The organism is Cohnella sp. GbtcB17 (assembly GCF_019091135.1).
GTDB lineage: Bacteria > Bacillota > Bacilli > Paenibacillales > Paenibacillaceae > Cohnella.
Genome location: NZ_JAGXJW010000001.1, coordinates 175,541 through 201,206, shown reverse-complemented (window position 1 = coordinate 201,206; position 25,666 = coordinate 175,541). Strand labels below are relative to the sequence as shown.

Here is a 25,666-nt window from a genome sequence, read left to right as displayed (position 1 = left end):
TCACCCCTCCCTTAGGATAAGGGGATATACATTTCCTTACTATAATCCTTGCAGCAGGACATGGCACCTCAGGGGGAAATAATCATTAGAGCAGGTTCGATAATCAATCCAATTTACGGGGCTAAAGTTTGTGCTCGACCTTTCGCCGGGACCTACTACTCTGGAACACTCGACTATGTGACGAGTACTCGTGTCCTTGTTAGCGTTCATTCTGCCTCGGTAGAGAAGTTGTTTTTGACAGTGTATATGTCAATCACTTAAATAAACTAAAAAAGCCCGATCAGGACATTGCCTGCATCAGACTTTTATTGACCAAGCCAAACCAAGAATCTAAATGGATTATTAAGTCAACTATAAGCGTTGATTGTATTTCCTTCAATTAAAGTCGGCCGCTACGCTGGCCGTTTCCCTTAAACCATGTTTTGTGCCTCCTGTAATTATCCCTATTTCTTCTTCAGTTCTCTGCGGACCACGGGGGCGACCTTCGTCGCCAGAAGTTCGATAGCGCTGGCTACCCTTGATAGAGGTTGTCCTCCCATATCCAGTTGACCCATAAACCGGCTATGGCCGAACAACTCATGCTGATAAAGGATCTTCTCCACTAATTGATCGGGGCTTCCAACTGCAAGGACGTCATTAAATTTGGTCATCGGGTACAGCTCCGATTTAGATATATTGAAAGAATGACCTCGTTCTTTCATGAAATAAGAAAAGTAATTCACATAATGAGGCTGGAACTCTTCGACAGCTTGCTCCGTTGTAGCTGCAACATACGAGTGGCCGTTGACCGATACCCGCAGCCTGGAAGGATCGTGACCAGCAGCGATCCCGGCCTCTCGATAGAGATCGACAAGCGGTTTGATCCGCCGGGGATCTCCGCTTAAGATTCCCAGGGCCATGCCCACTCCCAACTTCCCTGCGCGCACAGCGCTCTCCGGAGTTCCCCCTACCCCGATCCAGATCGGCAATGCGGGCTGATACGGTCGAGGCGCGATGCTTGCCTCCCTTAACGGGGGGCGGAACTTCCCAGACCAGCTTATCTCTTCTTTCTGATTCAACTTGAGCAACAGGTTAATTTTCTCATCGAATAACGTGTCATACTGGCGAAGATCCGCCCCGAACAGTTCGAAGGATTCAAGGAATGCTCCTCTTCCTGCGATCAGCTCCGCTCTTCCGCTCGAGATTAAATCCAGCGTAGCGAAATCTTCATATACCCGAACCGGATCGGCAGTGCTAAGCACCGATAGCGTGCTAATGACCCGAATTTTCTCAGTAGCCTGCGCAATCGCGGACAAGATCATCGCATAGGACGAGGTGACAAAGTCCAATCGATGATGTTCGCCTATGCCGAACAAATCAAGGCCCGCCTCGTCTGCCATCTTAGCCGAAGCGATTATATCCTGTACGCGCGAATAACCACTTGGAGCTTGGCCGGTTGAATCGGGCAATAGCTCGCCCAAAGAGTAAATTCCGAATTCAAATTCAGAGAACGATTGCAAATTCTCAGGCGGCGTCATCGGGAGACCTCCTTGCCCAAAATATGAATTACCAAATGATAGTCTCCGGAGTAACCCCTACCGGGAATGTCTCTTCGGCTTTATCTTGCTTCGAATAAAGGGCGAACCAAGCATCCGCGATATACGAAGGATCCGTTTGGGTGCCCGGTTTGATAGATACCCCCAAAGAAAGATGACCAACGTAAATCCCCTTAGGAGCCAAATCCTTGTGCAGATTGGTTAGATAGTTGCGCAGCCCGCTCATGGCAATCCCTTGATTGCCCATCATTTGCATTGGATAGACGGCGGACAGGCCTGTCGTAAACAATAATGCCCCCGTGCCTCTTTCCAGCATATCCGGCAGCACCGTCTGAACGGCACGAATCGCCCCCAGCGTAAATCCAGTAAAGCTATCTAAAGCATTCTCATCCGTGACTTGCCATGCGGGAGTCGGCGGATACTGGCCAACAGTCGGACTGAATTCCACGACATCAATGAATCCGAACCGGTCTTTAACAGCTTGAATCGCCGCGGCCAATTGTTCTTTGTCGTACAAGTCGGCAGCGAATCCGGCCGCTTCAATATTTTCTGAAGCTAATTGCGCTGCCAACCCATCAAGCTTTTCTTGATTTCTGGATATTAGCGCAACTCGAAAGCCTTGTGAACCAAACTTGCGTGCAATGGACAAGCCTAGTCCCGGCCCGGCACCTATGATCGCGATCGTTTTTTTCATGCAACCCACTCCTTATTTGTTAATGATGGCGATTCCTAATATGTGCTTGTATTAGGCACAGTATAATGAAACCAATATTCTCACACCTTTCGATTAATTGCAACTAAAGAAGTAACACATTAAAAGGATGAATATCTGCATTTCACAGTTGAATGAGATCTCACTAAAAATGATTGATTTTATTGCTTAGATCCAAAATAGAAAATTGTTTTAAATATTCGATCGTTCTCTGTTCGGACTCAAACAGAATCTTCTCCAGTTCCAAATCGAGCTGCTCGCCCGCCGCTCCGCAGTCTACGTTTAATTCGGGCTCCGGTCCTGTATTAACGGCCGAGTAAACCTCTCCTAAAGAGATAAGATGTGCGGGCTTATTCAAGATGTATCCGCCCTCACGCCCTCCTCTTGACTCAACAATGCCTGCTATAGTTAATGACTGCATGACTCTTCTCATGAAAGTGGCGTGAGTATCGACTTGCGACGCGATCATGGCACTCGATAATACGTTCTTGCTCTTCGATAACCAAACGAGAGCATGAACGGCAATTTTAAAATGCGGAGGTCCGACGGGTATGCCCTTGGAGGCTGAGCTCATTTTGTTTCATCTGCCCTTTCCTCATACGATCTTTCATACAAAGATCATAAGTCAAGCGACGACATGTCCGCAAGCAAAAAGGCGCGAAGCATTCCCTGCTTCGCGCCCTTTTCACCTTTACCACAAATACAAATCGTCGCCCTTGAGCTTAAAAACGGCCTCCAGGAAATAATAATCGCCGTAAATGATCGCCGTATGACGCTTTCCGCTGTGATAGGCTGCCGATCCGTTGATCAGGATGCAGTCCGATTCCGTCGACCAATCGCTGCGCGCTTCGTCCAGCGTCTTCAGGAGTTTCAGCGCGGCCCGGATGTAGACATCCTTTTCGAGCGGGCCGACCGCCTTGGCGATCTCGATCAAACCGCAAGCTGCGATCGCCGCCGCGGTCGAGTCTTCGTATGCGGGCTCCTTGGGCTGCCGGAAGTCGATCGGAATAAGGCCGCTCTCCGGGATGTTGGACATGAAGTAGTGAGCGATTCGCTTCGCGGTATTCAAGTATTCTTCTTTGCCTGTATGGATGTAGCTCATCATGAAGCCGTACAGCGCCCAGGTCTGCCCGCGCGTCCAGGACGAGCCTTCTTCGTAGCCCTGGCCGCCGTAAGTACGGACGACTCCGCCGTGCTCGGGATCGAACTCGACGATATGATTGACCGAGCCGTCAGGCCGTACGAAGGCGGTCATCGCCGTGTCCGCGTGCCTCATCGCGATCTGCTTGAAGCGTGGATCGCCGGTCTCCTCTGACGCCCAATACAGCAGCGGGATATTGAACATGCAGTCGACGATCGCCCAGCCCCGCGTATCTTCGCCCTCAAGATCGTTCCAGGCGCGGATGAATCCGCCGGCGAGATTGAAGCGGCCCGCCAGCAGGTTGGCGGCGTGCAGCGCGCGCTTGCGGGACTCGGGATTGCCCGTCACCTTGTAATTGGCGACGCTGGTCGGCAGCCACATGAAGCCGACATCATGATGAAGGCCGTAGTAGCCGCTAAAGCATGCGTCCAGCTGTTCCTCGGAAAAGTTCGCAATCTCCTTGTACTTCTCGTCGCCGGTCTCGTGATACATCTGCCACATCATGCCGCCCCAGAACCCGTTCGTCCACCAATAAATGCCGTCCGTCTCCGTACCCGAGGGATTATCCGTGATTCGGTTGTCGTGCGTACCGCCATTCGTCGTATACGGAATTTTGAATTTGGACCTTTCACTGACCAGATCCATTTTCGTTCTGAGCTTGCCGACGACTTCATTCAGCCATTGTCGATCTTCGCCTTGCAGTAGCATTTGTTATCCCGCCTTCTTTATTGTAAGTTTGATCGCGTTCACCGCCGCCGTTATTCGCCGGCCAGTTCAAATTCCAGCACTCTGGCCGTGTACGGCCGGCACAGCGTAACTCGAAGCTGCCGCCGGTTGACGTCAAGTTCCAACGGGACGGCCTCGGCCGCCGGATAGAGACAGCGGACCGAAGCCGCATCGCCCCCGAGCTCCGCAAGCGGCAGATCGGCGGTGTCGTAAGGGCCGTTCAGTCGCCATACTGTCATGAAAGCCCGGTGCCCGCTCCGCATGCCGAGGGCAATCCATCCGTCGCCGAAGCGAGGAATCCCAAGAGGCCAGAACGGCGTCGCGCGGCGCAGTTCGGAACGAATCGTCTTGTAGACGGCGATGCCTTCGGCTACCAGCGCTTTGCGCTCCGAATCCAGCTCGGCCAGGTGTCCGCTTTGATGAATACGCAGCAGCATGGCGTTGGCCATATTAAAAATCGTCTCTTCCCGGTCGCCTGCCATGAGCGGATACGACCAAATCGCCGCCTGTACAGGGAGGAGCGCAGTAGGCGATGCGGCAGCGATCACCGCCAGCTTGCGCGCATCGGTCTGATCGCTGACCGATGCGACGGGATGCCGTCGCAGCATGGCATAATCGAGCCGCATGCCGCCGCTGCTGCAGTGCTCGATGACGAGCTGCGGATAAGCGTCCATCGTCTCTTCGAGCCAGGCCAGATAAGCCCGATTATGTTGGAGCAGACCGTCCCCGAAGCTGTCTGCATTCGTTTCGTTGCCGACCCCGATGTTGATGTTGTAGTCCATCTTGATGTAGCCCACGCCGTAAGTCTCCACGAGGCGGCGGACGACGCCGGAGGCATAAGCCCGCACAGCGGGATGGCGATAATCGAGTTGATAGCGGCCGTTGTCGATCGCTCTGCGCCCGTGGCGGCAAAAGAACCAGTCGTCCGGCACGGTCGCGGCAAGCGGACAGTTGACGCCCATGACCTCCAACTCGAGCCACAGGCCGGGAATCATCCCCCGCTCGCGTATCCTTGCAATGACCTCCTCGATTCCATTTGGAAATCGCGCCTGAGAAGGCAGCCACTCGCCAACGCCGTCCCACCATTCTCCGTCCGCGTACCAGCCCGCATCGATGCAATAAATTTCGCAGCCGGCTTCGGCGGCCGCATCGACGAGCGGCATAATTTTGTCCGACGTCGGGTCTCCGAACAGGCAGTTCATGAAGTCGTTAAAAATGACCGAAAGCCGCTCATGATCCTCATGCGGACGCACGATCTTCCGCCGGTATTCAGTTAAGTACCGAGCCGCATCGGTCAGGTCCCCGGGGGCGGCGCCCACGGCTGCCGGCACGGTCTCGAACGATTCGCCGGGCGCAAGCCGCTTGAACCAATGGCTCTCCTGCTCTGTCGGTCCTCCGAGGCGCAGGTACAAATGTCCCTCATCAGTCGAAGCATCGTCGATTGACCTATAGAAGTGATCTCCGATCTCCCAATGCCAGGAGCCGTTGTGCTCGATCTGCCAGAAGAGAGAGGTTCCCGTCGCTTCGTTCTCCAGACAGCCCATCGGCAGGTATTCAGCGGAGGACCAGGATCCGAGACTCGACGCGCCGACCCGCTTGAGCGTAAACCGGTTGACAGGCGAGAGTCCGAGCTCAGGAAGCAAGGCGGAACGCCATTGCAGCTCCCCGTACCAGGAGTTATGCGGCAGATGGAGACGCATCTTGTCGCCCCAGCTTCCGGGGCCTTCCTTCGCCAGCCCGTTCAAGGCGAAGGTGGATGCATATTCGAGACCGATCGGCTCTGCGCCGCGATTGGTCACGACGGTCCAGACCGTTGCGATAGGAATGTCCCGATGAAACTGCAGGTTCGCCATCGCCTCCACGCCCGTCACCGGATCTGTCGCTACGACCGACAGCCGCGTACCTTCATCATGCGGTTCCAGGCTGTGCGATCGGTAGACCATTCGCTTGCCCGGCAGTGATTCAATATGCTTGACGCCGTGGTGCGCGTCTTTATTTTCTCCCGCGAACTGCAGCTCGAAGAGACGGAACTTGGGCGCTTGCTCGTCCCCCTTCAACGTCTCTCGCGCGAACGGCAGCGAAGAGAAATGCAGCAGGCGGACGTCGCCCGTGTCCGATATCTCGATGACGACTTGAAGGCCGCCTTCGTTGATCTCGATAGTCTGGTTCAAGTGACCTGCCTTCCTTTCTCACGGATGATAGACTCTAGCCTATCATCCGGCGGCGGCAAACTCGATGCCATTTTTTCAGCCAAAAGTCTGCTTTTTTAATCGAAATCCGAAGGAGCTCCTTCAATCCCGCGACGCTTCAAGCCGCTTCAGCAGCATTACTTCGCCGGCGAGGCCCAAGCGCACAAAATGATAGTCCTCCGACTTAGTCGACGCCGGCGCTTCGGGATCATCCGCAAAGTTGCGAACGCCGGAATATTGATTCGGGCTCGTCAGATGGCGATCCCCGTCGATGTGCCGATGAGGACCGAATACATTGTAAGTGCTGGGCACGATTCGAACGCCAAGCTCTCGTAACCACGCCGCCAGTCCGTCCGGCAACTCCGCCTCCCATTGCGGCCCCCAGATCCAACCGAGCGTCGTGCCGTCGATATAAACGCATACGGCGTCCCCCGCGAGTCCGGACAGCTTGAGGATGACGGGGCCGGTGTCTTGATCCAACTCGAGTCGCTTATGAATCTCTACCATGCCGCCGTAATAAGGCCAGCCTGAGGCGATCAAATCGGAGGCTTCCGGCTCGTGCACGGCGCTCAGCAGGAACGGCCCCCTTGTCTTGACCTGACGATCGCTCTTCGGGCTATAACCGCTCTCGCTCAGTACCAGGAACGCGCCTTCGATCCAGGCTACGGGCAGGGGGATCGGCGTCCGGCTGCGGTTCAAGTTCGAGCCTCCAGTCCCTACTTCGATCTGCTTCAGACAGGGGATAGCGATGACAGAGTTCGCCCGAGAAAGGAGCCGGGATAAGCGTCTTCCCGTTCAATCGCAAGCTGCGGGGCCGGTCCAAAAGGACGAGCGAAGCATCTTTGAACGCTGCCTCCGAATCTGCGCGCACGGCCGATACAAGACGCCCTTCCTTCCCCTCGCGGTACCAATCCAGCAGCATACGATTCGAGGCTGGCGCGACCGCTTGCCAAGCGTTCTGCCTTGGGACGAATGCTTCCCCGTGGGTGGCCGGGGCGCTATGGGGAAGTAGCATGCGTTCGGACAAACCGAGCCAAGCAGCGGACTCCGCCTCCCTTGCCGCCCATACCGTGACGCCAGCCGCGCGCAGACGATCCGGCGCCGTATGCCCCTCCGAATCCGCATGCCAGACACAGCCGTCCGGCAGCAGCACGCGGCCGTAAGATCGCTGTCCCAGAACGAGTCTGCCGTCTTCGATGGTCCCGTCCTCTTCGACGGCTCGCTCCTCGGACAGCTCGTATCTGATACCTGCGGCATGGCAAGCTTCGACGAGCGCCATGAACCGGTTGCTGATCCTCCCGCTCTCCGTATCGTCCGGCACGCCGTCGCCGTTGTGCTCATTGATCGCGAGCGCGTCGCGCGGATCGAACGCCGCCATGACGCCGCGCGTCGGCGTAACGATCAGCAGATCGGGTCGTTCAAGCCGCAGATAGGGCAGGTGCTCGGCTTGCTTGCGAATCCCTTCGAGCACGGAGGGGAAAGCTTCCTTCCACGTCAGGTGCAGCGGCATCGAAGGCGGCCAATCGTGAACCGCGCGTGAGCTGAGCGCGTACTGCGACAGGTAGAGCACGAACCGCTCGATGCCGTGGCTCGCGAGCCACAACACATATTCGGTAAACGATTCCGGCGAAGCGCCCCATCCGCTGCCGCCGTGCGCCTCGACCAGGCAGCCCTCTCTGCCCGTCTGCATGGCGAGGGAGTGAACGATGCGCGGATAGAAGTTGTTGCCGGGATGCCGCTCAAGCGCGTCGATCGCGGGCATCGTCAGTCCCTTAAGCACCTGAAAGCAGGAGCCGCTGTAAGAGAGCTGAAAAAACGGAAATGGCCGGTGAACAGCTTGCCGTGCGCCTCGCACCAAGCCTGGATCGGCTGTAGAAGCCCTCTACGAGCGCTTCAGTGAGCAGTTCCCAGTAGCGAGCCCTTACGACTCCGCTGTCTTCACCGGATTCGAACAACAGAGGCAGCAGCGGCGCAAGCGCCTCGTCATGCCTGATCCGATAAGCCTCGGGCAAGCTGCTGTGCCACGGGATGCCCCCCTTGGACACCGAGACGCCGTGTCCGTCGAGGAAGCCGACTTCGTCGGTAAAAAAGCCGGTCACGTAGTCGAACGCCTCGGCATGCAAGCCATCCCGGTACCTTTCGTGCGTGAGCGCGATAAACGTCTCCGTCGCGCGGCGATCGAAGGACGATACAGCGGGCTTTGAGAGGAGGACGATCTCTCCGATCCCGTCCGCGCCGCTCCTCCATTCGATCCATTCGCAGCGCGAATCCGGCAAGCGAGCGATGACCTGCCCGCCTGCCGTGCCGGAAGGCCAGCCGTTCTCGTCGTAGATCCAGAACTCCATATTCAATTCGCGGGCATAGAGGATCAGATCGGAGACGATGTCCAGATACGTATCGCTCATGTAAGGCGGGTTGCCCGGGTAAAAGCGAGAGTGGAAAACGATGCCTTCAAGGCCCGTATCCTTTAATTCCTTCAGCTGTCTTTTGAGTCTATCCGTATCCAGATCGCCATTGATCGCCCAGAGGGAGAGGAATCTCAGTCTTGAAGCATCCATGCGTGAACGGCTCCTTCTTTATTTCATTCGCCTCGTCGAAATGGTTTTGAATATCACTTTAGCACGCGTCGGCCAAGCGTTTGAATGCGGCTTTTATAGACAAAACTCCGATTTTTATAGTTTGAGGTCAAAAAGAACCCCGGCAGCTCTGCCGGGGCGGTGCGACTTAAGGTTATTCAAAAGGTCAAATCGTTCAGATTCATGCTGGCGTTTGCATTAACGCCCTTGAACACGATAAAGATCGTGTAGTTCCCCGTGACGCTGCCGCCCGTCAAGCCGGCGGTCGTCAAGATGTTGCCCGCGAGCGAAGTCGTCGTATAGGTTGTCAGGCTGCCCGTGTTGGCGATCGGAATTGTAGCGAGCAGGGTGCCCCTGTCGCCGTTGCCGGCGCCGTCGGCGTACGCTTCCGGCTGGCCCTTAAGGGTCCCTGCACGGCTTGCCGTGCGAATCTCCAGCGTCCCCGTACCCGTGCTCGAGTAACTGACATTTGCCTTCGTCACATTGCTGAAGAAGGTATAAGGGAGCGCCGCAATCGCATTTGTGCCGGTCAGCCTCAATTTGCTGGAATCTCTCGAGCTGCCGCTCACAAAACCGGTCGCATATTCGCCATAGACGGGATATGCGCCGTTCAGCATGCTGGCGACCCCGGCATCCGTCCAATGTACCGCGTTGTTGACCGGTGTCACGTTGTTCGCATAATCCGTCGCCCGTGCCGTTGCAGAAGCCGTCAGTGCGCCGAAGCCGGCGACGTCGTAGCTGTTGCGGTCAGCCGCGTAGATCGGATTGTTGACGAACTTGGAAAGGTAGACATACTCGCTCGCAGCCGCAGAAGAGGAGAACTTGTAATAATTGTAAGCTGCCGCATATGAATTTTCCGTCGCCTTTCCCCGGTCGTAGGTCGTGATTCCGCTGTCGCTGTGATGGTTCCATGGATAGGCTGTCGTATAGGAAGCGACGTCATAGCCCAGATTATACCTGGCGCTGAAGTCTGTTGCCTTGAGGAGCAGCCGGCCGTTGAACTCGTACAAGCTGCTGTCGCCCTGCATCCACGCCATGTGAGCGATGCTGATGAACGAAGACAGATTGACCAAGGCATGGGCTTGATCCCGATCGCTTTCCTTGCTCTGGCCGGTCGTCGCGTTATAGTTGTACAGCAGGCTGTAACCGTTCGCGCCCTGACTCTTATCCGGCTTCTTCTGCCAATCCTCCGCTCCCTGATTCGTAAAATACGCTGTACTGTTCGCCTTGAAGTCGTTCCTCACGAGATTATACAAGGCCGAGTCCTCGGCGAATATCGCATACGCCATCGAACCCTCCCGGAGCATGGCCGCGTGCCCGTGAGCGATATTGTCCATATCGTAGGTCGACAGGACCGGATCGTTGGACAGCAACTGGTACATGCTGATCGCCGTGCCTCCCGCATGTTTGCCGAACATCGCAATGAGCGCGTTCGTGTCTGCGACCGACCAGCCGTCATAGCTGTAGCGAAGCAGTTCTGCCGCTGCGCTGAACTTCAGCGCGACGACGCCGACATCCAGATTCGTGTCGTAGACGGAGCTTGTGTCGCCGCTTGTGCCCACGCCGTTGAATATGGAAGCATACTTCATCATGATCGTGCGGGAACCGGCGGCATACGTGCTGTTCCCCGAGAGCGTATAGAGCAGGGCAAGATTGTACGCCTTCGTGGCGGCCAGCCTCATCTCGTTATAACCGCCGCTGTTGCTGCGGGTGATGGACGTCAGCGTGTAATCCGCCGCAGAAATCGTTCCGTAGGAGGCGACCGTGCTGACGAGCGTCGAATACGTAGATTGCCAAGGCTCCGTCTGGGAGGCGACCTTGCTCTTCATGGTCCGGATGCCCGAGGCCGTCTGCAGAATGCCCGGGTGCGTGAATGCGGTCGCGGCGGCAGTGATCGTGCCGGTACCGTACAGCTCGATCTCGGACAGCTGATCCCACGTGTGGACCCAGGAATTGAGCGCCGTGTCGGATCCGCCCATCAGCAGATAACGATAGGAAGACGCGACTGCGAACTCCGTCGTCGTCCCTGCGCTAAGTCCGGCCGGCGTCGCGATGGCCGTCCAACCGGCAGCGGACGCGGACAACGTGTTAGAGCCGTATATTTTCCAATTTCCCGAGATCGCTCCTCCTGCCTTCATCGTCAGGGCGATCTTGGAAAGCGTCACGGCGCTTGTGCCTAGGTCGAGGTATAAATAGACGTCTTTATTAAGATTGGTGCTTGAGCTCGTATTGCCGTCGAACAAAGCGGACGTGGCATAGGTAATGGAAGATATATTGGCGGCGCTCGTCGCGAACTCCACTGCGGAGTGTCCCTCGACCGCCCAGCCGTAATAGCCGGCCTTCAAGTTGGTTGTATCGAGCTGGAATGGCGCAGCGGAAGCTGTATTCGACAGGCTCTTCGGCAGACTGACGCTCCCAAGGAACAGCATGATGGTCAAGAAGATCGAAATGTTCCGAATTGTCTTCAAGAAAATTCCTCCTTCACTCGCTAGGATCAAGCGGTTGTTTTTCTTGGCGCAAGCCGCGTAGCGCGGACTCCGACATCAATTGGCCGACGAGAGCCCGGCGTCCCCGATTTCCAGCACGATCGTATTTTCGACCGGAATTCGGTGATACGGATCGAAGGCCAGCGCCTTGATCGTATACAGGCCTGCTTGCTGCGGCGTCCAGGTGAGCAGACGAGACGCTTCGTCCAGCGTCGCCCCTTCAGGCAAGCCGGACGTCTTGTACTCGATCGGATCTTGCTCGCGATCTTCCGCCATCAGGTCCAGCTCGATCGTCTCGCCGACTTTGCCCGTAATGACGGTTTTTCCCTGGAAGTCGACCTGCGAGACATGCACGGTATTCGAGCCGTTATAATCGTCGTTGTCGGTCAGCGACAGCCCGACGTACATAACGCTCCCGGTGTCCAGCTCGTAAGAGGACTTGGTCGCATACGTCCAATTCTTCCCGTCTTTCGAAAAAGAGGTGAAGAAGATGTTCCCCTTCCGCTCCAGTCGGATATAGATCGGAGCCGCGTTTTTATTCTGGTCCAGCGTCCAGGACGCCTTCTGGGTATTATCGGCTTCGCTTCGGTGCGTCAGCAGGACGCCGTCCCCGTTGGAGAACAGTCGGAATTGAACGTTCGGCGCGTTGTAATCGAGCTGCTGCATCATCATGACCGACGCGTACGTCTTCGGATCGGCGGTCCGGTCGAATCCGTCCACCTTCATCGTGACGGAGCCGTCGCCGATCAGCTTCCGGTAGATGAACGTCAGGGCGTCGTCCCGGCCGGCGACGCCTGTCGTCGCGATCTCGGCGGGACTGCCTCGTTCATCGAACCGCACTTCCCCCGCAGCGCCGGCCAGATTCGCGACTTCCCAGTCCCTGTACGTATCCAGAACGGAGGCATGGAATACGGGTGCGGCGTTTTCCGAATAGCGGAACAGGATCACATTACGCGAAGCGTCCCGGTTGACCTTGATTTTCTTGTCGGCTTTATCCTCCAGCTTGTAGCCCTCTATCGAATCGGCTTTGGCCGTGTAGTTTTGGCCGATCTTCGCATAGACGGTTTCGAACGAGATGACTTTGTCGTCCGTCGCGCGCACGATTTTTACCGCGGCCGGATTATCGCTTTCTTTCAACGCCTCGAGGATGACCGTCTGCCGCGGCTGAACCGGCACCGTGAGCAGCTCTCCCTCCTTCGAGCTGTACGTCTTGCCGCTGATCAGATCCTTGGCTTTGCTGACGCCAGGCACCTCCAGCCGGTATACGGTTCCTTGCTGGCCGACGGCTGCATCATGCCGGGACAGATTCATGCCGATGACGTACTTGCCGTACCGGGTCTGATTCAAACCGTCGTACCGGGTATGCGTGAACGCAGCCCCGGCCGCGCCGTCGTGACGATAGTTCGCGGTGCTGTCCGTAAAAGTAAATACGCCTCCTTGATGGGACGCAGCGACGTTGGCGATGCGATCGACCGTAGCGGTCGTATAGTGTATCCGAGCCTGATCAGTATAGGCCCAGTTGTCGCGCCTCCAGTTGAAGGTGACATACACCTTCTCTCCGTTATGCTTGAATACGACCGATTGGGAATCAAGATCGGCAAAGACGAAGTCCTTATGCGCGTCCTCCATAGGAAAGGCTACGCAGCTTTTACAGCTTTTCACCCGCTTGGCCAGCTCGGCGGCGAACGTCTTATAGCTTCGGGCCGCTTGCTCGAGATCGATCAGATTCGTGTATATATGGGGGGTCGTCGTCTCGAGATTCTCGTGAATCGCGTCCAGCGCGAATACGCGGCCGTCCTCGACGTACTTCATGCCCCAGTTGAGCGCCTCTTCGCTCCCCGCCTCCAGCGCGAGATACGGCAGCATCAGGTAAGCGGCATGGAGCCCGTACGTATTTTTGCGCGCGGAAGCCGTATTCTCCGTCACGAGGACATTCGTCCCGTCCGCGGCCACCAACTCGTTCATATAAGGGGCGAACGCCTTCAGGCTCCGCTTGGCCAGATCGACGATCAGTCCGTGAACCTTGGCATCGCCTTCGGTCAGCTCGGCGTAGCTCTCGAACCAGAGCAGCATGCGCGGGCCATAATCGCCGGCATAACCGCCGTGGCTTGCACCCGCTTCTAGGATCTGGGCGTTCTCTGACATCCACTTTTCGCCGTCGACCATCTCGCCGCCGAGCTTGTATTTGATCATGTCGTAGATACGGTCGTCGTATTCTGGCGCGAAAGGCTTGTATCTCGGCGTCTCCATGATACCCGGGACGTCGATCGCGCTGGCATCCATGGACTTCACGAGCAGCTGCAGCGACCGATTCGTCGCATAGGGAAAGCCGACGTCCTGATTGGCCGTGCCGGCCCGCGAGGCGGGATCGTAGAAATCTTTGCCCGCGGACGACGCGTCGAAATATTTCTGAAGCATGCCGAACATCTCGATATACGACATCCGGCGCGTGACCGACTTGTCCCCGGTCATGTCGTTGTCGACCTTCTCTTCCAGATAATCGCCGAGCAGCTTCTTCGCTTGCTCGTCGCTGCCGCTTGCGATACCGTTGTACAGCTTGACGAAGCCGGCAAGCATCGAGTCGGTCCCGTTGCTGAGGAGCGGCCAGCGCTCGCCTTTGCCCCGCTTGCCCGAGCCGTTCAGGTCCGCCCCGATCCACGTATAGGCGACAGAGCCCGATGTCGGCACGCACCAGCCGCCTGTGCTGTCCTGGGCTCTCGCGTAAAAGTCGAGGAGCTTGAAGATGCGGTCCAGCATTTCCGGGTTATGATAATACTCACCGGACCATTCGTTTAGGTAAGCGTTCGCAAAAATCTCCACGCCCATCATGGGGCTCCAGTTCTGAAAGTTGACGGCCTGGGCCAAGTACTTGCTCGCCCACTGCTGCTTCGTATACTCCGGATGCGCAGGCTCGTTCTTGTTCAGCCGGGTCACGATGGCGCCTTCAAGAAACCCGTTGTTCGTATGGTCGCCGCCGCTGATCCGGTCGAACGTATCGCCGTACAGCTGCCAGGACAGGACTTCCTTCAGTACGGTCATGGCCTGATTGACGACCGTCTCGTAGCCGTCCTTGTCCGATACCGTCGGCTTACCGCTTGGGACGGTGCCGTCCGGCGCGTTTTTCGCCACGGGGTAAAAAGGATCGGTATGGGTCGAAGCGCCATAGATGAACTTGCTGTTCTGCGTCTGCTTGACGTTTTTGCCCGTCCCGTACGCATCGTACACGCCGATGCTGGACAGCTGCAGCGTGATCGTCTTCGTCTTCAGATCGACGAGTTCGTTCGGGATGAGATAGGTGGCATAATAGTACCGTCCCAGGAACGGCGCGCCCGGCTCATAGCCGTTATCGAGCTCGGGATAGACCGTGCCGTTCGCGGGCCGCAGGATGGACGTGTCGCCGCCCGGCCCTTTCAGGTACAAATCGCCTCTGCCCTGCTGCGTGCCGTTGAGCTGTACCGTGAGGTAGTTCTGCGCATACGGGTCTGCCTTCAGGGTGAATTCCAGCCAACCCCCGATCGTCTCCGTCTCCGACGGACGGATGTAGCGATAAGGCAGACGTTCGCCGAGCCCGCCGCCGGTCAGCAAGCCGTCGGCGCCGGTCGTCTCCGGCTCCTTCCGGTCGTCGATGCCCGCTGCCGTATTGCTCTCCTTCAGCTTGTGCGCCCGCTCCGAGGCCGCAAGACCGAACGAGACGGTGTCCAGCACTGCGTCCGCTGCCGCAGGCGAGCCGCCTTTGGATCCCTCTGACTTCTCCGCGAACGCGGTCGCCTGGACCGGAGCCGAAGTCATCATGACGATCAAGAGCCATGCCATCAAATAGCGATACGGGATTTTCCTTCGAATCGAATGCATACGATACTTTTCCTCCTTGTCGATTTCAAATGGGCTTGCCAATCCACAGTAGGCTTCAAGCTTTCCGGCGTTGGTAGCGCTTTCTATTCTGGCTGCATTCCCTCCTTCCTTGGGCTTCTTCATGCTATCATGTCCTCCGCGTCAGCCATATGCGGCAAGTTTAAGCGATGATCGCACTATTTTAAGACGATCGCCGCCTGGCCGGCCGTGCCCGCGCAAAGAAAAGCAGGCTGCATCTTCCCCAGCCTGCCAGACTCGCATCTTAGCCTTCGGTTCATTGTTAGCCGTCGATTCAGCCGCTCGTTCGTGCCGACTCCCGGCGAATCTGCATGCCGGCCGAGTCGTACTCGACCATGTCCACCCGAAGATCGTTACCGTTATCCTCGATCCCGGCGACCCGAATCACCTGAATCCGGCCGTCCTTTAACCGGACCTCGAGCGCGTCCGCATCTTTGGCTTCGACGGATTCGATCGCGACGTCCTTCTCGAACGGCTCCAAGACATGCACGAATCGCGCCTGCTTGCCTTCCGTCCTCGCACTGACTAGCTTGCGGCGGGCTGTTTCGTCGCCGAGCGGGAAGTCCCCTCCGACTGAGGCGACCAGCCGGACGGCGTCCAGACCGGACAGGTCGACGGCGATGACGGCCTCCCGACCGAGATCGGCGGGATTGGCGGGGATCGCTCGGTCGAACCGTTCTCCCGCGATCTTCACCGGACCGCCGAAATAATCGACGCCGACGCCGTGCCCGGGATCGACATTGTCGCATTCGAGCGGCAGGTCGGCCAGGTACCGCTTTTCCCCGCTTGCCGTGACCAGATACGGATCGCCCCAGAAAACCGACTTCTCCGTCGTCTTCGGGAAGCCATGCTCGCCCTGCACCGCGGCGACGCGTACGCGAAGCTCCAGCCGGTTCACGCCTGCTACGGACAGGTCAAGATCGTCCCGGCCGAGCACCCATGCGCCGAACTGCCCGCTCGCGAGCGCTTCGCCGCCGTCGCCCCTCACCTCGTACCCAAGCTGCTTTTCCACCTGAAGATATTCGGGCTCCGTCCCGACGATCAGCGTGCGCGCAGGCGGCCACGCGGCGTACAAGTCCAGATGAAGCGGACCGTCCTCGTTGAACGCCGTCCGGTTCGCCCGGTTGTCGTAGCCGTCTCCGAAGCCGGTCTCGAAGCGGGTGCGCGTCGTCCCTTCGACCGCGTACCAACGGCAGTCCGTGACGAACTGGGCGCTGCTCAGCGGGTCTTCCGTCAGCTGCGCGGTATGTCCGAGATCGCGCCGGACCGGCGCCTCGATCGCCGCGAGTCCCTTGAAATGGAACAGGCAATCGTACGCGTGCTCCCGGTCGCCCCTGGCGTAGTCGAAGAGCGCGACATAATCGTCCGTCACGACGGTCAGGCGCCGCTGAAGGACGGGCTCCGTGAAGTCCGAGCGGCTGGAATAAGCAGGAGCGTCCGGCGGGATCGGCACGTACCGCCCTTCGTTCCACGTACGCTCCGCGAACGTCCGGTCGCCGTTCACCCGCCAGCCGCCGTACGGCGGGTTCGACCATCGCGCCTCATTTTCTGCGGCGAACGCCTGGAACAGACTGCCGGCATGGAACAGCAGCCCTCTGCCTTCAGTAGGGTCCTGCAGCTTCAGGTCGACGGTCACCATGTTGTGCGTGATCGAATTTTGCACGTAAAACTTGTACATGAACGTGTGATAGTTGTACCAAATATTCTCCGGGTTGAACAAACTGCGCCCGTACCGCATGAGCGACACCAGTCCGGTCCGGTCGTACTGGCCGTGCGCCCCGCCGTGCGAGCCGTATTTGACGGCGGCCTGGATTCGTTCGCGCGGCGGCCGGCCTTCGGTCTGCGAGCGCAAGACCGCGACGCCGGCATTGTCCGCGTACGCGGAAGCGAGATACGGCTTGTAGGGCTCCTCGGACGGCTCGTCGGGGAGCATGAACAGCAGGTCCCGGTCCTCGAGCGGACACTTGCCGAGCAGTTCGGCGTACTCCGGCTTGCGGTACAAATAGAAGGCTAGATCGAAGCGGGCATCCAGATAGCCCCTCGGCGCTATGCCCGGCATATTCGTCTCCGCCGAATCGTTGATGCCGAAGACGATGCCGCGATAATCGGCGAAGGGCAGCAGGCTGTCCCACAGCTGGGCGATCGATCGATAATTCCGCTTGTTCGGTCCCCAGATATCCAGCGCGAGCCCGTCGATCTCCGGCTTGTCGCCAGCGGATACCCGATCGTAATAGCTTGCGGGCACCCATGCATCTATCAGATTGATGCCCCAGGGACGCAGGCTTTGGGCCAATTCGGTCAGCAAGCCGGCTGCCATCAGGTTGTAACCGACCGAGCATTCGTACCACCAGCCGTCGTCGAGCGTTCCCTTGGCCAGATGCTCCAGCGCGCCGCCGCTGCCGAAGACGAACCGGTTCATTCGTTCGAGATCCTGCAGCGCCAGCGCGCAGAAGACGGCGCCTGCCAGCTCGGCCAATGACCAGTTCGAGATCCGGCCGTCGCGCAGCACCCAGTCGATGAGATCCATATACAGACGAAATGCCTTCTCGATCCGCGCACGGTCGTCCGCGTCCAGCAGATCCGACTCGCAGAGCAAGTCATAGACGGCTGCCGTATGCTTGAAAAACTCGCCCTCGTGCACGAGTTCCTGGCTGCAAGCCTTCATCCGCCGTTCGTATCCGTCGAGCGGATCAGTCAGCCTGCGCAGGAATAAGGCGGCTTTTTCCGCATACCGGCGCTCGCCCGTCAGCTTCCAGACGATTGCCGCGTTTTGCGCTTCATGGGAATGGTGCGTCTCGAACATATAGCGCCCGGGATGGACGGGCGGTACGGTCCATTGCTCCGCCCGCTCGATATAGCGCCCGAGCAGTGCCTGCGCGCGGCTGTCCGCCTGAATTCTCCTCCGCGCGTCCTCCCATTCCGGCTCCGTCATCAAGATATAAGGATGCGGAAGACTGCGCGCCGTCGTAAACGCGACCTCTTCGGCAGCGTCCGCGCCGCCGTTGCCCAGCGCGATAATGGTCTGCATCTCGTAGCCGCCCGGCGCGATCCGTTCGGGCACTGTTACCGCGAGACGTACGCTGCGGCTCTCGCCAGGCCCCAAGATGAAGCGGTCTGGCGCCAGGTTCGCCGTCATCTTTTCCCATCCCTCTTTTTTCTGCGACAAGACGACTCCCTGCGCTTCGTCCGCGCAGTTGATGACCGTTAATTCGTATTCGGCTGCGCTGCCGGCGTCGGCCGAACGCGAACGGACGGGCGCGGTGAGGAGCAGGCCCTGCCGGCGTTCGAACCGGAAGCCTTGCAATTGGACGGCGGATGCATCTCCGTCCTCCGCCTCGCCGCGGACGCGAACGGCCCGTATGAATTTCCAATGGCCCGACTGCGCAGCCAGATCGTCGAACGCGCGAAGCGGTATGGATACGCGCTTGTCGCCGCGGCAAACGACATACACCTGCGCGAACATCCATCGGACCTCCTCCGGCTGCGGGCTGCGGTCGACCAGATATCCGATATCTACGGTCAAGACGAGTTGAATCTCGGACGGCGAATGTATATCCATCGTGACGAACGCCCAGTCCCTTAGGTCGGCCGAAAAGTCGTTGCACGGCACAAAGCCATGCAAATACCAGTGGTTCGGACCGGCGGCGCCGGGATAATGCAGCTCGATCCCGTCAGCCAGCCCGAACGCCGCTCCTTCGGACGGAGCCCCCGTTCTGAAGGAACGTTGCATCCAATCCAGCAGATCGATTGCACTCTCTTTTTCGTGAGCATACGTGTTCATGAAACGAAGATCCTCCTTGTTAGGACTGCGAGGAATCGGAAGCGACAGGGTCCGACAGGGCGAACAGCGTCGTGTGCAGCCAATCGTATGCGAGCCGGCCGCTCACTTCATGGACGCCGGGGAATACGTCCCAGGCCAGCCGCTCTTCGGCCCCCGCCCTGCGGTACAGAAGCTCCAATTCGGCGACCGCTTCGAGCGCCGACGTGGAAGGGAAGATCGGATCGTCCGAACCGGACTCGATGAAGAGCGGCCTCGGGGCGAGCAGCCCGATCCACTCGGGCAGCTCGGCCTCCGCGAGCATGCCGGGCGTAAAGTTGTCCACGCAGTGAAAGACCGACAGGATCGTTCCTTTGTAGGTGCCGGGGAACCCGGTGAGCAGAACGGCGCGCAGCCTTTCGTCAAGCGCTGCGCAAGTCCAGGCGAGCAGCGCCCCGCCGGAGAAGCCCATCGCGCCAATGCTGTGCGGGTCGACGTCCGCGCGCGACGCCAAGTAATCGAGCGAGGCCGCCAGCTCCGCCGCGCGGAGGCCGGTCAACGTCTTCCCGTACATCATCAGCGAGGTAGACAGCTTGTAGCAGGAGCTGCTCGCGCGGGGATCCTTGTCCATGTCTTCGGCGAGACGCCGTTCGCCGAATCCGAGCACGTCCGGCGCGATCACGATCAGCCCCCGCTCCACGAGCGGCAGGGCGAAGCGGCGGTGGCAAGTCGGCTCGCCGTCATCCGGCGAGCCGTCTGGCGTCAGCCCGACGATCTCCCGGCTTCCGTACCCGTGGCCGTGGATGGCGAGCACCGCAGGCGCCCTGCCCTTAAGCTCCTTCGGGACGAGCACATAGGCGGCGAAATCCATGCCATCCACGCCGGACAGCAGCACCCGCTCCCGTACGTAGCTGCCGCAGTCGACGCGCTCGAGCAGCGACGGCTCGGCGCCGGCGCTTCGCGGGAACGAACCGATCGCGTCGCGCAAAAAGCCGCGGAGCCTCATTCTGCGGACTTCGGCATGCTCTCCTTCGGCTCGCTGTTGATGCCGCGCCAAGGCTTGCTCGTACATCCTATCCAAATAAGCATCCGCTTGCGTCATGGTCGTCTCCTCATTTCCAGGACTGTCTTAAAATCACCCAGCAGGATATTTCATGCAGGTCGCCTGTCTGGCGATCGGAAAGCCGCCGGAACGGTGTCCGGCGGCCTCGATATTCCGTGCTTTGACTTGATTATTACTTACCACCGGCATCCAGGAACGCCTGAACCTGATTGATCAGTTCCTGGCGGACCTTCTCAAGACCCGAGGATGCCATTTGCTTGTTCATTTTCGTCGCCGTTTCCTTCCAGTCTTTGGAGAGACCGCTCTTGAATACCGGGTCGAACTGGGCGGCGATAGGCGACAGCTTTGCAAGCTCCGACTTGACCGGCTCGACGTTGAACGTGAAGCCCGACAGCGGCTGCAGATAGTACGTATCTTCCTTCGATTGATAATCCAGCAGCTTCAGCGTCGCTTCGTCGTTGTCGCCGTTGATGCGGGACATCGTCGGCGTCCAGGTCATCTCGTACGTCGGGAAGATGTAGTTCGACGTCTTGTCCGTCATCTTGTAGTAGCGGTCGCCGTCCGGCGTCCAATGCTCGCCCTGGATGCCCAATTCAAGCAGGTCATGGTTTTCCTGGCTGCTGAACAGCCAGTCGAAGAACTTCATCGTCCGGTCCGCGTTTTTCGAGGTGACCGGAATCACGATGTCGTTCCAGGCTTTATAATCCGTGCCAATGGCGCCGGGCTCCATGTTGCGCATTCGCGAATTGTAAACAAATGCCTCAATATCGGCGTTTGGCAAAGCGGACTTCAGTCGTTGGCGAATCTGCGCCGCGCCATTGATCGTACTTTCGTTGGCTGCCGACTTGCCGCCGACAAACAGGATGGAAGGATCCTTCTCGGAGAGCACGTCCTTCTGCACGTATTTGTTCCACTCCACCGCCTTGTCGTATTGCGGATAGAAGTAGTACGGATCCGTGTAAGGAGCCGGCAGATTCGCGTACTTGGACGCGTCGTCGCCGAGCGTCGTGGCGCCGATGACCTTCTTGCCGTCTTCGGACAGATAGACGTAGAATCCGGGACTCGTGCCGGCGATCAATTTGGCGTTCGTGATCTTGTCCTCGAGATTAAACAGCTTGTAGAAACCGCGGTCTCCCTTCAAAGCAAACGGGATCATGCCCTTCTCGTTCTGCTGGACGTTGTCCAGGTATTTTTGCAGGTCCTCGTAGCTCTGGATCGGCTCCATGCCGTATTTCTCGCGCAGATCCTTGCGGATGTAAACGACGTCGATATCGTAGAAAGCATTGGTGAGCGGAATGGAATAGATATGCCCGTTGATTTTGTTCGCGTTCAGGAAATCCTCGGAGAAAGCTTTCTTCAACCCCGGGTACTCGTCGTTGTTGAAGTATTTGTCGAGCTGCTGATAATAGCCGAGCGTCACGTTCTGGTTGAGTGACATCCACGGCGCGTCGAACGCGGCATCGACCGCTTCGCCGGAAGTCATTTTGAGCGTGAGCTTCTGCTTGTGGTCCGCGTTGGGATTCCACTCGATATCGAGCTTCGTATTGATCGTATCCTTCGTATCGGCTTCGAATTTCTGCAGCACCTTGTCCATGTCGACCGGCTTGTCGCCGAACAGCATGACCTTTAGCGTGACGGGTTTGGACGTATCCACGCCGCCTGCCGCCTGGGTCGCCGCGCTGCTGGACGCGCTCGATCCGGACCCGCTCGGGCCGGCATTGTTTCCGTTGCCGTTGTTGCCGTCGTTGCCGCAGGCGGCTAGCGAAGCTGTCAGCGCCGTGGACAGCGCCAGCAATGAAAGCCCTTTCACCTTGCTTGTTCGATTGCCTTTCATTTTGTTACCTCCCTTGTATTGTCGTGCCTTTTATTGTCGTGCATCTATACCAAACCGCCGCCGTGAGACGGCGAATTTAGCCGGAATCAACCTTTAACGGCGCCCACCATGAGGCCCTTGACGAAGTACTTCTGCAGGAACGGATAGATGAAAATGATCGGTCCGATCGTCACGACCGTCGTCGCAAGCCGCGTCGTCAACGTCGGAACGACGTAGTTGGGCAGCGAGATCTGCGAGGACAGCTGATTGGCGAATTCCGCATTGTTCATGATGCGCATGATCAGATATTGCAGCGGGAATTTATGCTCGTCCGAGATGAACAGCATGGCCTCGAACCACTTGTTCCAAAATCCCATGGCGTAGAAGAGTCCGACCGTGGCCAGCGCGGGAAGCGAGATCGGCAGCACGATCTTGAAAAAGATATACAAGTCGTTCGCGCCGTCGATCTTCGCGGACTCAGCAAGGGACTCGTCGACGGATTTGAAGAAATTCCGCATGAGGAACATATTCCACGGACTGACCAGCGCCGGGATGATCAGCACCCAGATCGAATCCCGCATGCCGAGGTATTTGGAGATGAGCAGGTAATTGGCGACGAGACCGCCGTGGAACAGCATCGTGAAGTACACGTAAAAGTTAATGCCGTTGCGGTACTTCAGGGCGCGGATCGACAGCGGGTAGGCCAGCGCGCAGGTGACAAGCATCGCAAGCGCGGTGCCGACGATCGTCACGAACACCGTCACGCCGTAGGCACGATAGATCGTCGCGTCCTTAAAGATCAGCTTGTAGGCGTCCAGCGTGAACGCTCGCGGGATGATGGAGTATCCGTCGCGCAAGATGGATCCCTCCGACGTCAGCGAGCTGCTGATGACGGATAGAAAAGGTGTTACGCAATAGACGGCGAACACAGTCAGAATGACGTACATGACGGCTTTGAGAATTCTGTCTCCTTGGCTTTCCTTGATCAAGGCTGCACCAGCTTTCGTCGAAGATTAGAAGAGCGCCGAATCGGGACTGAATCTGCGCGCGAGTTGATTGACCGTGACGACAAGGATGAAGCCGATGACGGATTGGAAGACGCCTACCGCGGCCGCCATGCCCATATCGCCCAGATCCATCAACGCCCGGTAGACATATGTGTCGATGACATCGGTCGTCGGGTACAGCATGACGTTCCGGCCGACCAGCGCGTAGATCATGCCGAAGTCGCCGTAGAAGATGCCGCCCATGGCAAGCAGGATCATGAGGATGATCGTCGGCTTCAGCAGCGGCAGCGTGATGAAGCGGATTTTCTCCCAGCGGCTCGCGCCGTCGATCGAAGCTGATTCGTAAATGTCAGGGTTGATGCCCGTGATCGTCGCGAGGTATACGATCGATCCGAAGCCCGCCCCCTGCCATACCTTGATCAGCACGAGGATCCACGGCCACATATGAGGCTCGTTAAAATAAGCGATCGGGGCGATGCCGAATGCCTCGAGCCACTTGTTCAACATGCCGTTGTCGCTTGACAGTAGCGCGGTCACGAACATCGCGATGACCGTCCACGAGAGAAAATTCGGAAGCGTGACCAGCGACTGAACGATTCGTTTGAACCACTTGCCGCCAAGCTCCGAAAACATGACGGCAATTCCGACGGAAGCCAGCGTGCCGCACAAAATGAAAAGCGCGTTCAGATACAGCGTATTGAAGATGACATGGAGCACTTCGCGCGATTCGACGAAAAACGAGAAGTTTTTGAAGCCGACGAATTCGCTGCCCGTGATTCCCTTGATTGCGTTGAAGTTCTGGAAAGCGACGACGATGCCGCCCATCGGCAAGTAAGAGAACACGAATATGAGCAAGATTCCGGGCAGCGTCAGCAGGTACAGCAGCCCGTTTCTGCGAATCTCGGTTCGGAAAGTGCCTCTTTTTTTCTCGGTCGCGGCCGTGGCAGCCGGAGCCTGGATGAGTGCAGATTCTTTCAAGGCGCTTCCTCCTTTTTCCAGTTATTGTGGTGCTTTTCGTTGGCATGCGTTAACTCTACCATGCGGCGGAAGCGCCTTGAATGAAGCTTTTTAAGCTTAGATCGCGGTTTTTTAAGGCGCATGGCACATGCAGCTGCGGCAGCGAGATAAACTTAAAGAAGACATCCGCCCCACACCTTCGGCCGATGTCTTCTTTAAAATGGAAGGCGCAAGGCCCCTTTAGTTTAGATCTCTCTGTATGAGAAATAATCAAAGTCCGCATGCTTCATCGTGCCGGACAGGTCCTGCGCGCACATGCCGATCATCGTGCCCGCGAAGCCTAGCTTGCCCTCGTAGTCGTCTGCGAGCTGTCCCGCGTCGAGCTCGGGACCTATATCTGTCCATGCTGCTCCATCGAGGGATATCTTGAATTGCAGACGGTCGTGATCGAATACGGCCTTTAAATAACAGCGGCGATCTGCAAGAGGAACGCTGTCCTCCGCCTCCTCGTAGTTGCCTGATTTACAGGTTACTACCCGGGCATGTCTGCCGTTCGTCTCGTCATAGCCGATCCGCAAATAAAAATAGTCCGACTCGTCGCTGTAGCAGACCAGTCCCGCGCATTGATTGAAGTGATTCGGCTCAAACTCAAGGCAGGTCTCGGCCTCAGCGCTAAAATGCTGCAGGCGACGTGCGATCAGGCTCTGACGATTCCAGGAAGCCAGCGATTCTTGTCCACGCAGTCTTAAATAGCCCGGACGCTCGGACAGGCTGAGCCAGACATTGTCCGTCGGAATACGAAGGCTTTGGAAGTCGATGCCCAGCTTCTGCGTATCGAAGTCGTCTTTGACCGGCTTCGCCGGCCAAGGATGAGGCGCCATACGCGGCGCAGGTACCTCGAGCGCCGGAAGCTTGCCCTCTCCCGCCAGTCTAAGCCAGCCTTGATCCGTCCATTCCACGCGCTGGATGGCGGTTTCTCTGCCCAATGGACTCAGGCGTCTTCCCGGCAACGGCCTCGCGCAAATATGCGCCATGTACCATTCGCCGCTCTGCGTCTCGACAAGCGAGCCGTGCCCGGCCTTCTGCAGCGGATGCGCCGGATCGTTCACGGTCGTCATAAGCGGCGAGTGCGGATCGTATTCATAGGGACCAAGCAGACTGCGTGAGCGAGCGATCGTAGCCGCATGATTATAACCGGTGCCTCCTTCGGCGAGCAGCAGATAATACCATCCGTCCCGCTTCAGCAGCTGCGGTCCCTCCGACACGCCGATCGGGGAACCCATTGCGATCAGGTTAACGGGACCGATCAGTTTGCGTTCGGCCGGCAAAAATTCCTGCAGCTCAATGCCGGCGAAGCGACTGCGCCCCGGTCTGTAGTCCCAGCGCATATTCGCGACCCATTTGCGGCCGTCGTCGTCATGGTACAGGAACGGGTCGAAGCCCCGCGCATGCAGATAGGCCGGCTCCGACCACGGCCCTTCGATGTTATTGGCTGTCACCACATAATTATGCAGATCCTTAAAAGCGCCTCTCCTGGCTTTGACATCCGTATACAGCAAATAGAAAACACCGTCATGATAGGAGAGCGCCGGCGCCCAGACGCCGCCGGAGCTGGGATCCCCTCTCAGGTCGAGCTGGGATATGCGGTTCAGGGGGTATGTGAGAAGGCGCCAATTCGCCAGATCTCGGGAATGGTAGATACCGACGCCCGGGAACCACTCGAAGGTGGACACCGCCATATAATAGTCGTCCTCGACCCGAATGATGGACGGATCGGGATTAAAGCCTGTCAGCACGGGATTGCGAATCATCGTCAGACTCCTTTCGAACTTTT

16 protein-coding genes are annotated in these 25,666 nt (G+C 57.9%); all 16 read right to left on the bottom strand.

Features of this window, described 5'->3' with window-relative positions; genetic code table 11:
- Positions 1 to 443 precede the first annotated feature (443 nt).
- Positions 444 to 1,517 (bottom strand): LLM class flavin-dependent oxidoreductase, encoded by a 1,074-nt coding sequence (locus KVT38_RS00680; protein WP_217591751.1) that lies wholly within the window; start codon positions 1,515 to 1,517, stop codon positions 444 to 446.
- Positions 1,518 to 1,545: 28 nt separating this feature from the next.
- The gene (locus KVT38_RS00675) at positions 1,546 to 2,229 is read right to left on the bottom strand and encodes an SDR family NAD(P)-dependent oxidoreductase (protein WP_217591750.1); all 684 of its coding nucleotides are present in this window, start codon (positions 2,227 to 2,229) and stop codon (positions 1,546 to 1,548) included.
- Between the two features lie 163 nt (positions 2,230 to 2,392).
- Positions 2,393 to 2,821 (bottom strand): RrF2 family transcriptional regulator, encoded by a 429-nt coding sequence (locus tag KVT38_RS00670; protein WP_217591749.1) that lies wholly within the window; start codon positions 2,819 to 2,821, stop codon positions 2,393 to 2,395.
- Positions 2,822 to 2,938: 117 nt separating this feature from the next.
- Positions 2,939 to 4,096 (bottom strand): glycoside hydrolase family 88 protein, encoded by a 1,158-nt coding sequence (locus KVT38_RS00665; protein ID WP_217591748.1) that lies wholly within the window; start codon positions 4,094 to 4,096, stop codon positions 2,939 to 2,941.
- 50 nt (positions 4,097 to 4,146) lie between these two features.
- Complete coding sequence (locus tag KVT38_RS00660) at positions 4,147 to 6,285, bottom strand: glycoside hydrolase family 36 protein (protein WP_217591747.1); 2,139 nt, start codon at positions 6,283 to 6,285, stop codon at positions 4,147 to 4,149.
- Between the two features lie 120 nt (positions 6,286 to 6,405).
- Positions 6,406 to 7,002, bottom strand: a complete 597-nt coding sequence (locus KVT38_RS00655; protein ID WP_217591746.1) for a hypothetical protein — start codon at positions 7,000 to 7,002, stop codon at positions 6,406 to 6,408.
- Complete coding sequence (locus KVT38_RS00650) at positions 6,920 to 8,065, bottom strand: hypothetical protein (RefSeq protein ID WP_217591745.1); 1,146 nt, start codon at positions 8,063 to 8,065, stop codon at positions 6,920 to 6,922. Before KVT38_RS00650 ends, KVT38_RS00655 begins: the two co-directional genes overlap by 83 nt.
- A gap of 10 nt (positions 8,066 to 8,075) precedes the next feature.
- The gene (locus KVT38_RS00645; protein WP_217591744.1) at positions 8,076 to 8,861 is read right to left on the bottom strand and encodes a hypothetical protein; all 786 of its coding nucleotides are present in this window, start codon (positions 8,859 to 8,861) and stop codon (positions 8,076 to 8,078) included.
- Positions 8,862 to 9,037: 176 nt separating this feature from the next.
- A complete protein-coding gene (locus KVT38_RS00640) occupies positions 9,038 to 11,347 on the bottom strand; it encodes an alginate lyase family protein (protein ID WP_217591743.1) in 2,310 nt (769 codons plus the stop codon).
- Positions 11,348 to 11,422: 75 nt separating this feature from the next.
- On the bottom strand, positions 11,423 to 15,217 hold the full coding sequence (locus tag KVT38_RS00635; protein ID WP_217591742.1) for a putative Ig domain-containing protein: 3,795 nt from the start codon (positions 15,215 to 15,217) through the stop codon (positions 11,423 to 11,425).
- A gap of 292 nt (positions 15,218 to 15,509) precedes the next feature.
- Entirely contained in the window at positions 15,510 to 19,016 is a 3,507-nt protein-coding gene (locus tag KVT38_RS00630; RefSeq protein WP_217591741.1) for a hypothetical protein, read from the bottom strand.
- 19 nt (positions 19,017 to 19,035) lie between these two features.
- Positions 19,036 to 20,094, bottom strand: coding sequence for a dienelactone hydrolase family protein (locus KVT38_RS00625; RefSeq protein WP_217591740.1), 1,059 nt, complete (start codon positions 20,092 to 20,094; stop codon positions 19,036 to 19,038).
- Between the two features lie 133 nt (positions 20,095 to 20,227).
- Entirely contained in the window at positions 20,228 to 21,889 is a 1,662-nt protein-coding gene (locus KVT38_RS00620) for an ABC transporter substrate-binding protein (RefSeq protein ID WP_217591739.1), read from the bottom strand.
- An 86-nt stretch (positions 21,890 to 21,975) separates the two neighbouring features.
- Positions 21,976 to 22,857 (bottom strand): carbohydrate ABC transporter permease, encoded by an 882-nt coding sequence (locus KVT38_RS00615; RefSeq protein ID WP_217591738.1) that lies wholly within the window; start codon positions 22,855 to 22,857, stop codon positions 21,976 to 21,978.
- 24 nt (positions 22,858 to 22,881) lie between these two features.
- Positions 22,882 to 23,835, bottom strand: a complete 954-nt coding sequence (locus tag KVT38_RS00610) for an ABC transporter permease (protein WP_217591806.1) — start codon at positions 23,833 to 23,835, stop codon at positions 22,882 to 22,884.
- Between the two features lie 242 nt (positions 23,836 to 24,077).
- Positions 24,078 to 25,643 (bottom strand): glycoside hydrolase family 43 protein, encoded by a 1,566-nt coding sequence (locus KVT38_RS00605; RefSeq protein ID WP_254638866.1) that lies wholly within the window; start codon positions 25,641 to 25,643, stop codon positions 24,078 to 24,080.
- Positions 25,644 to 25,666: the final 23 nt, after the last annotated feature.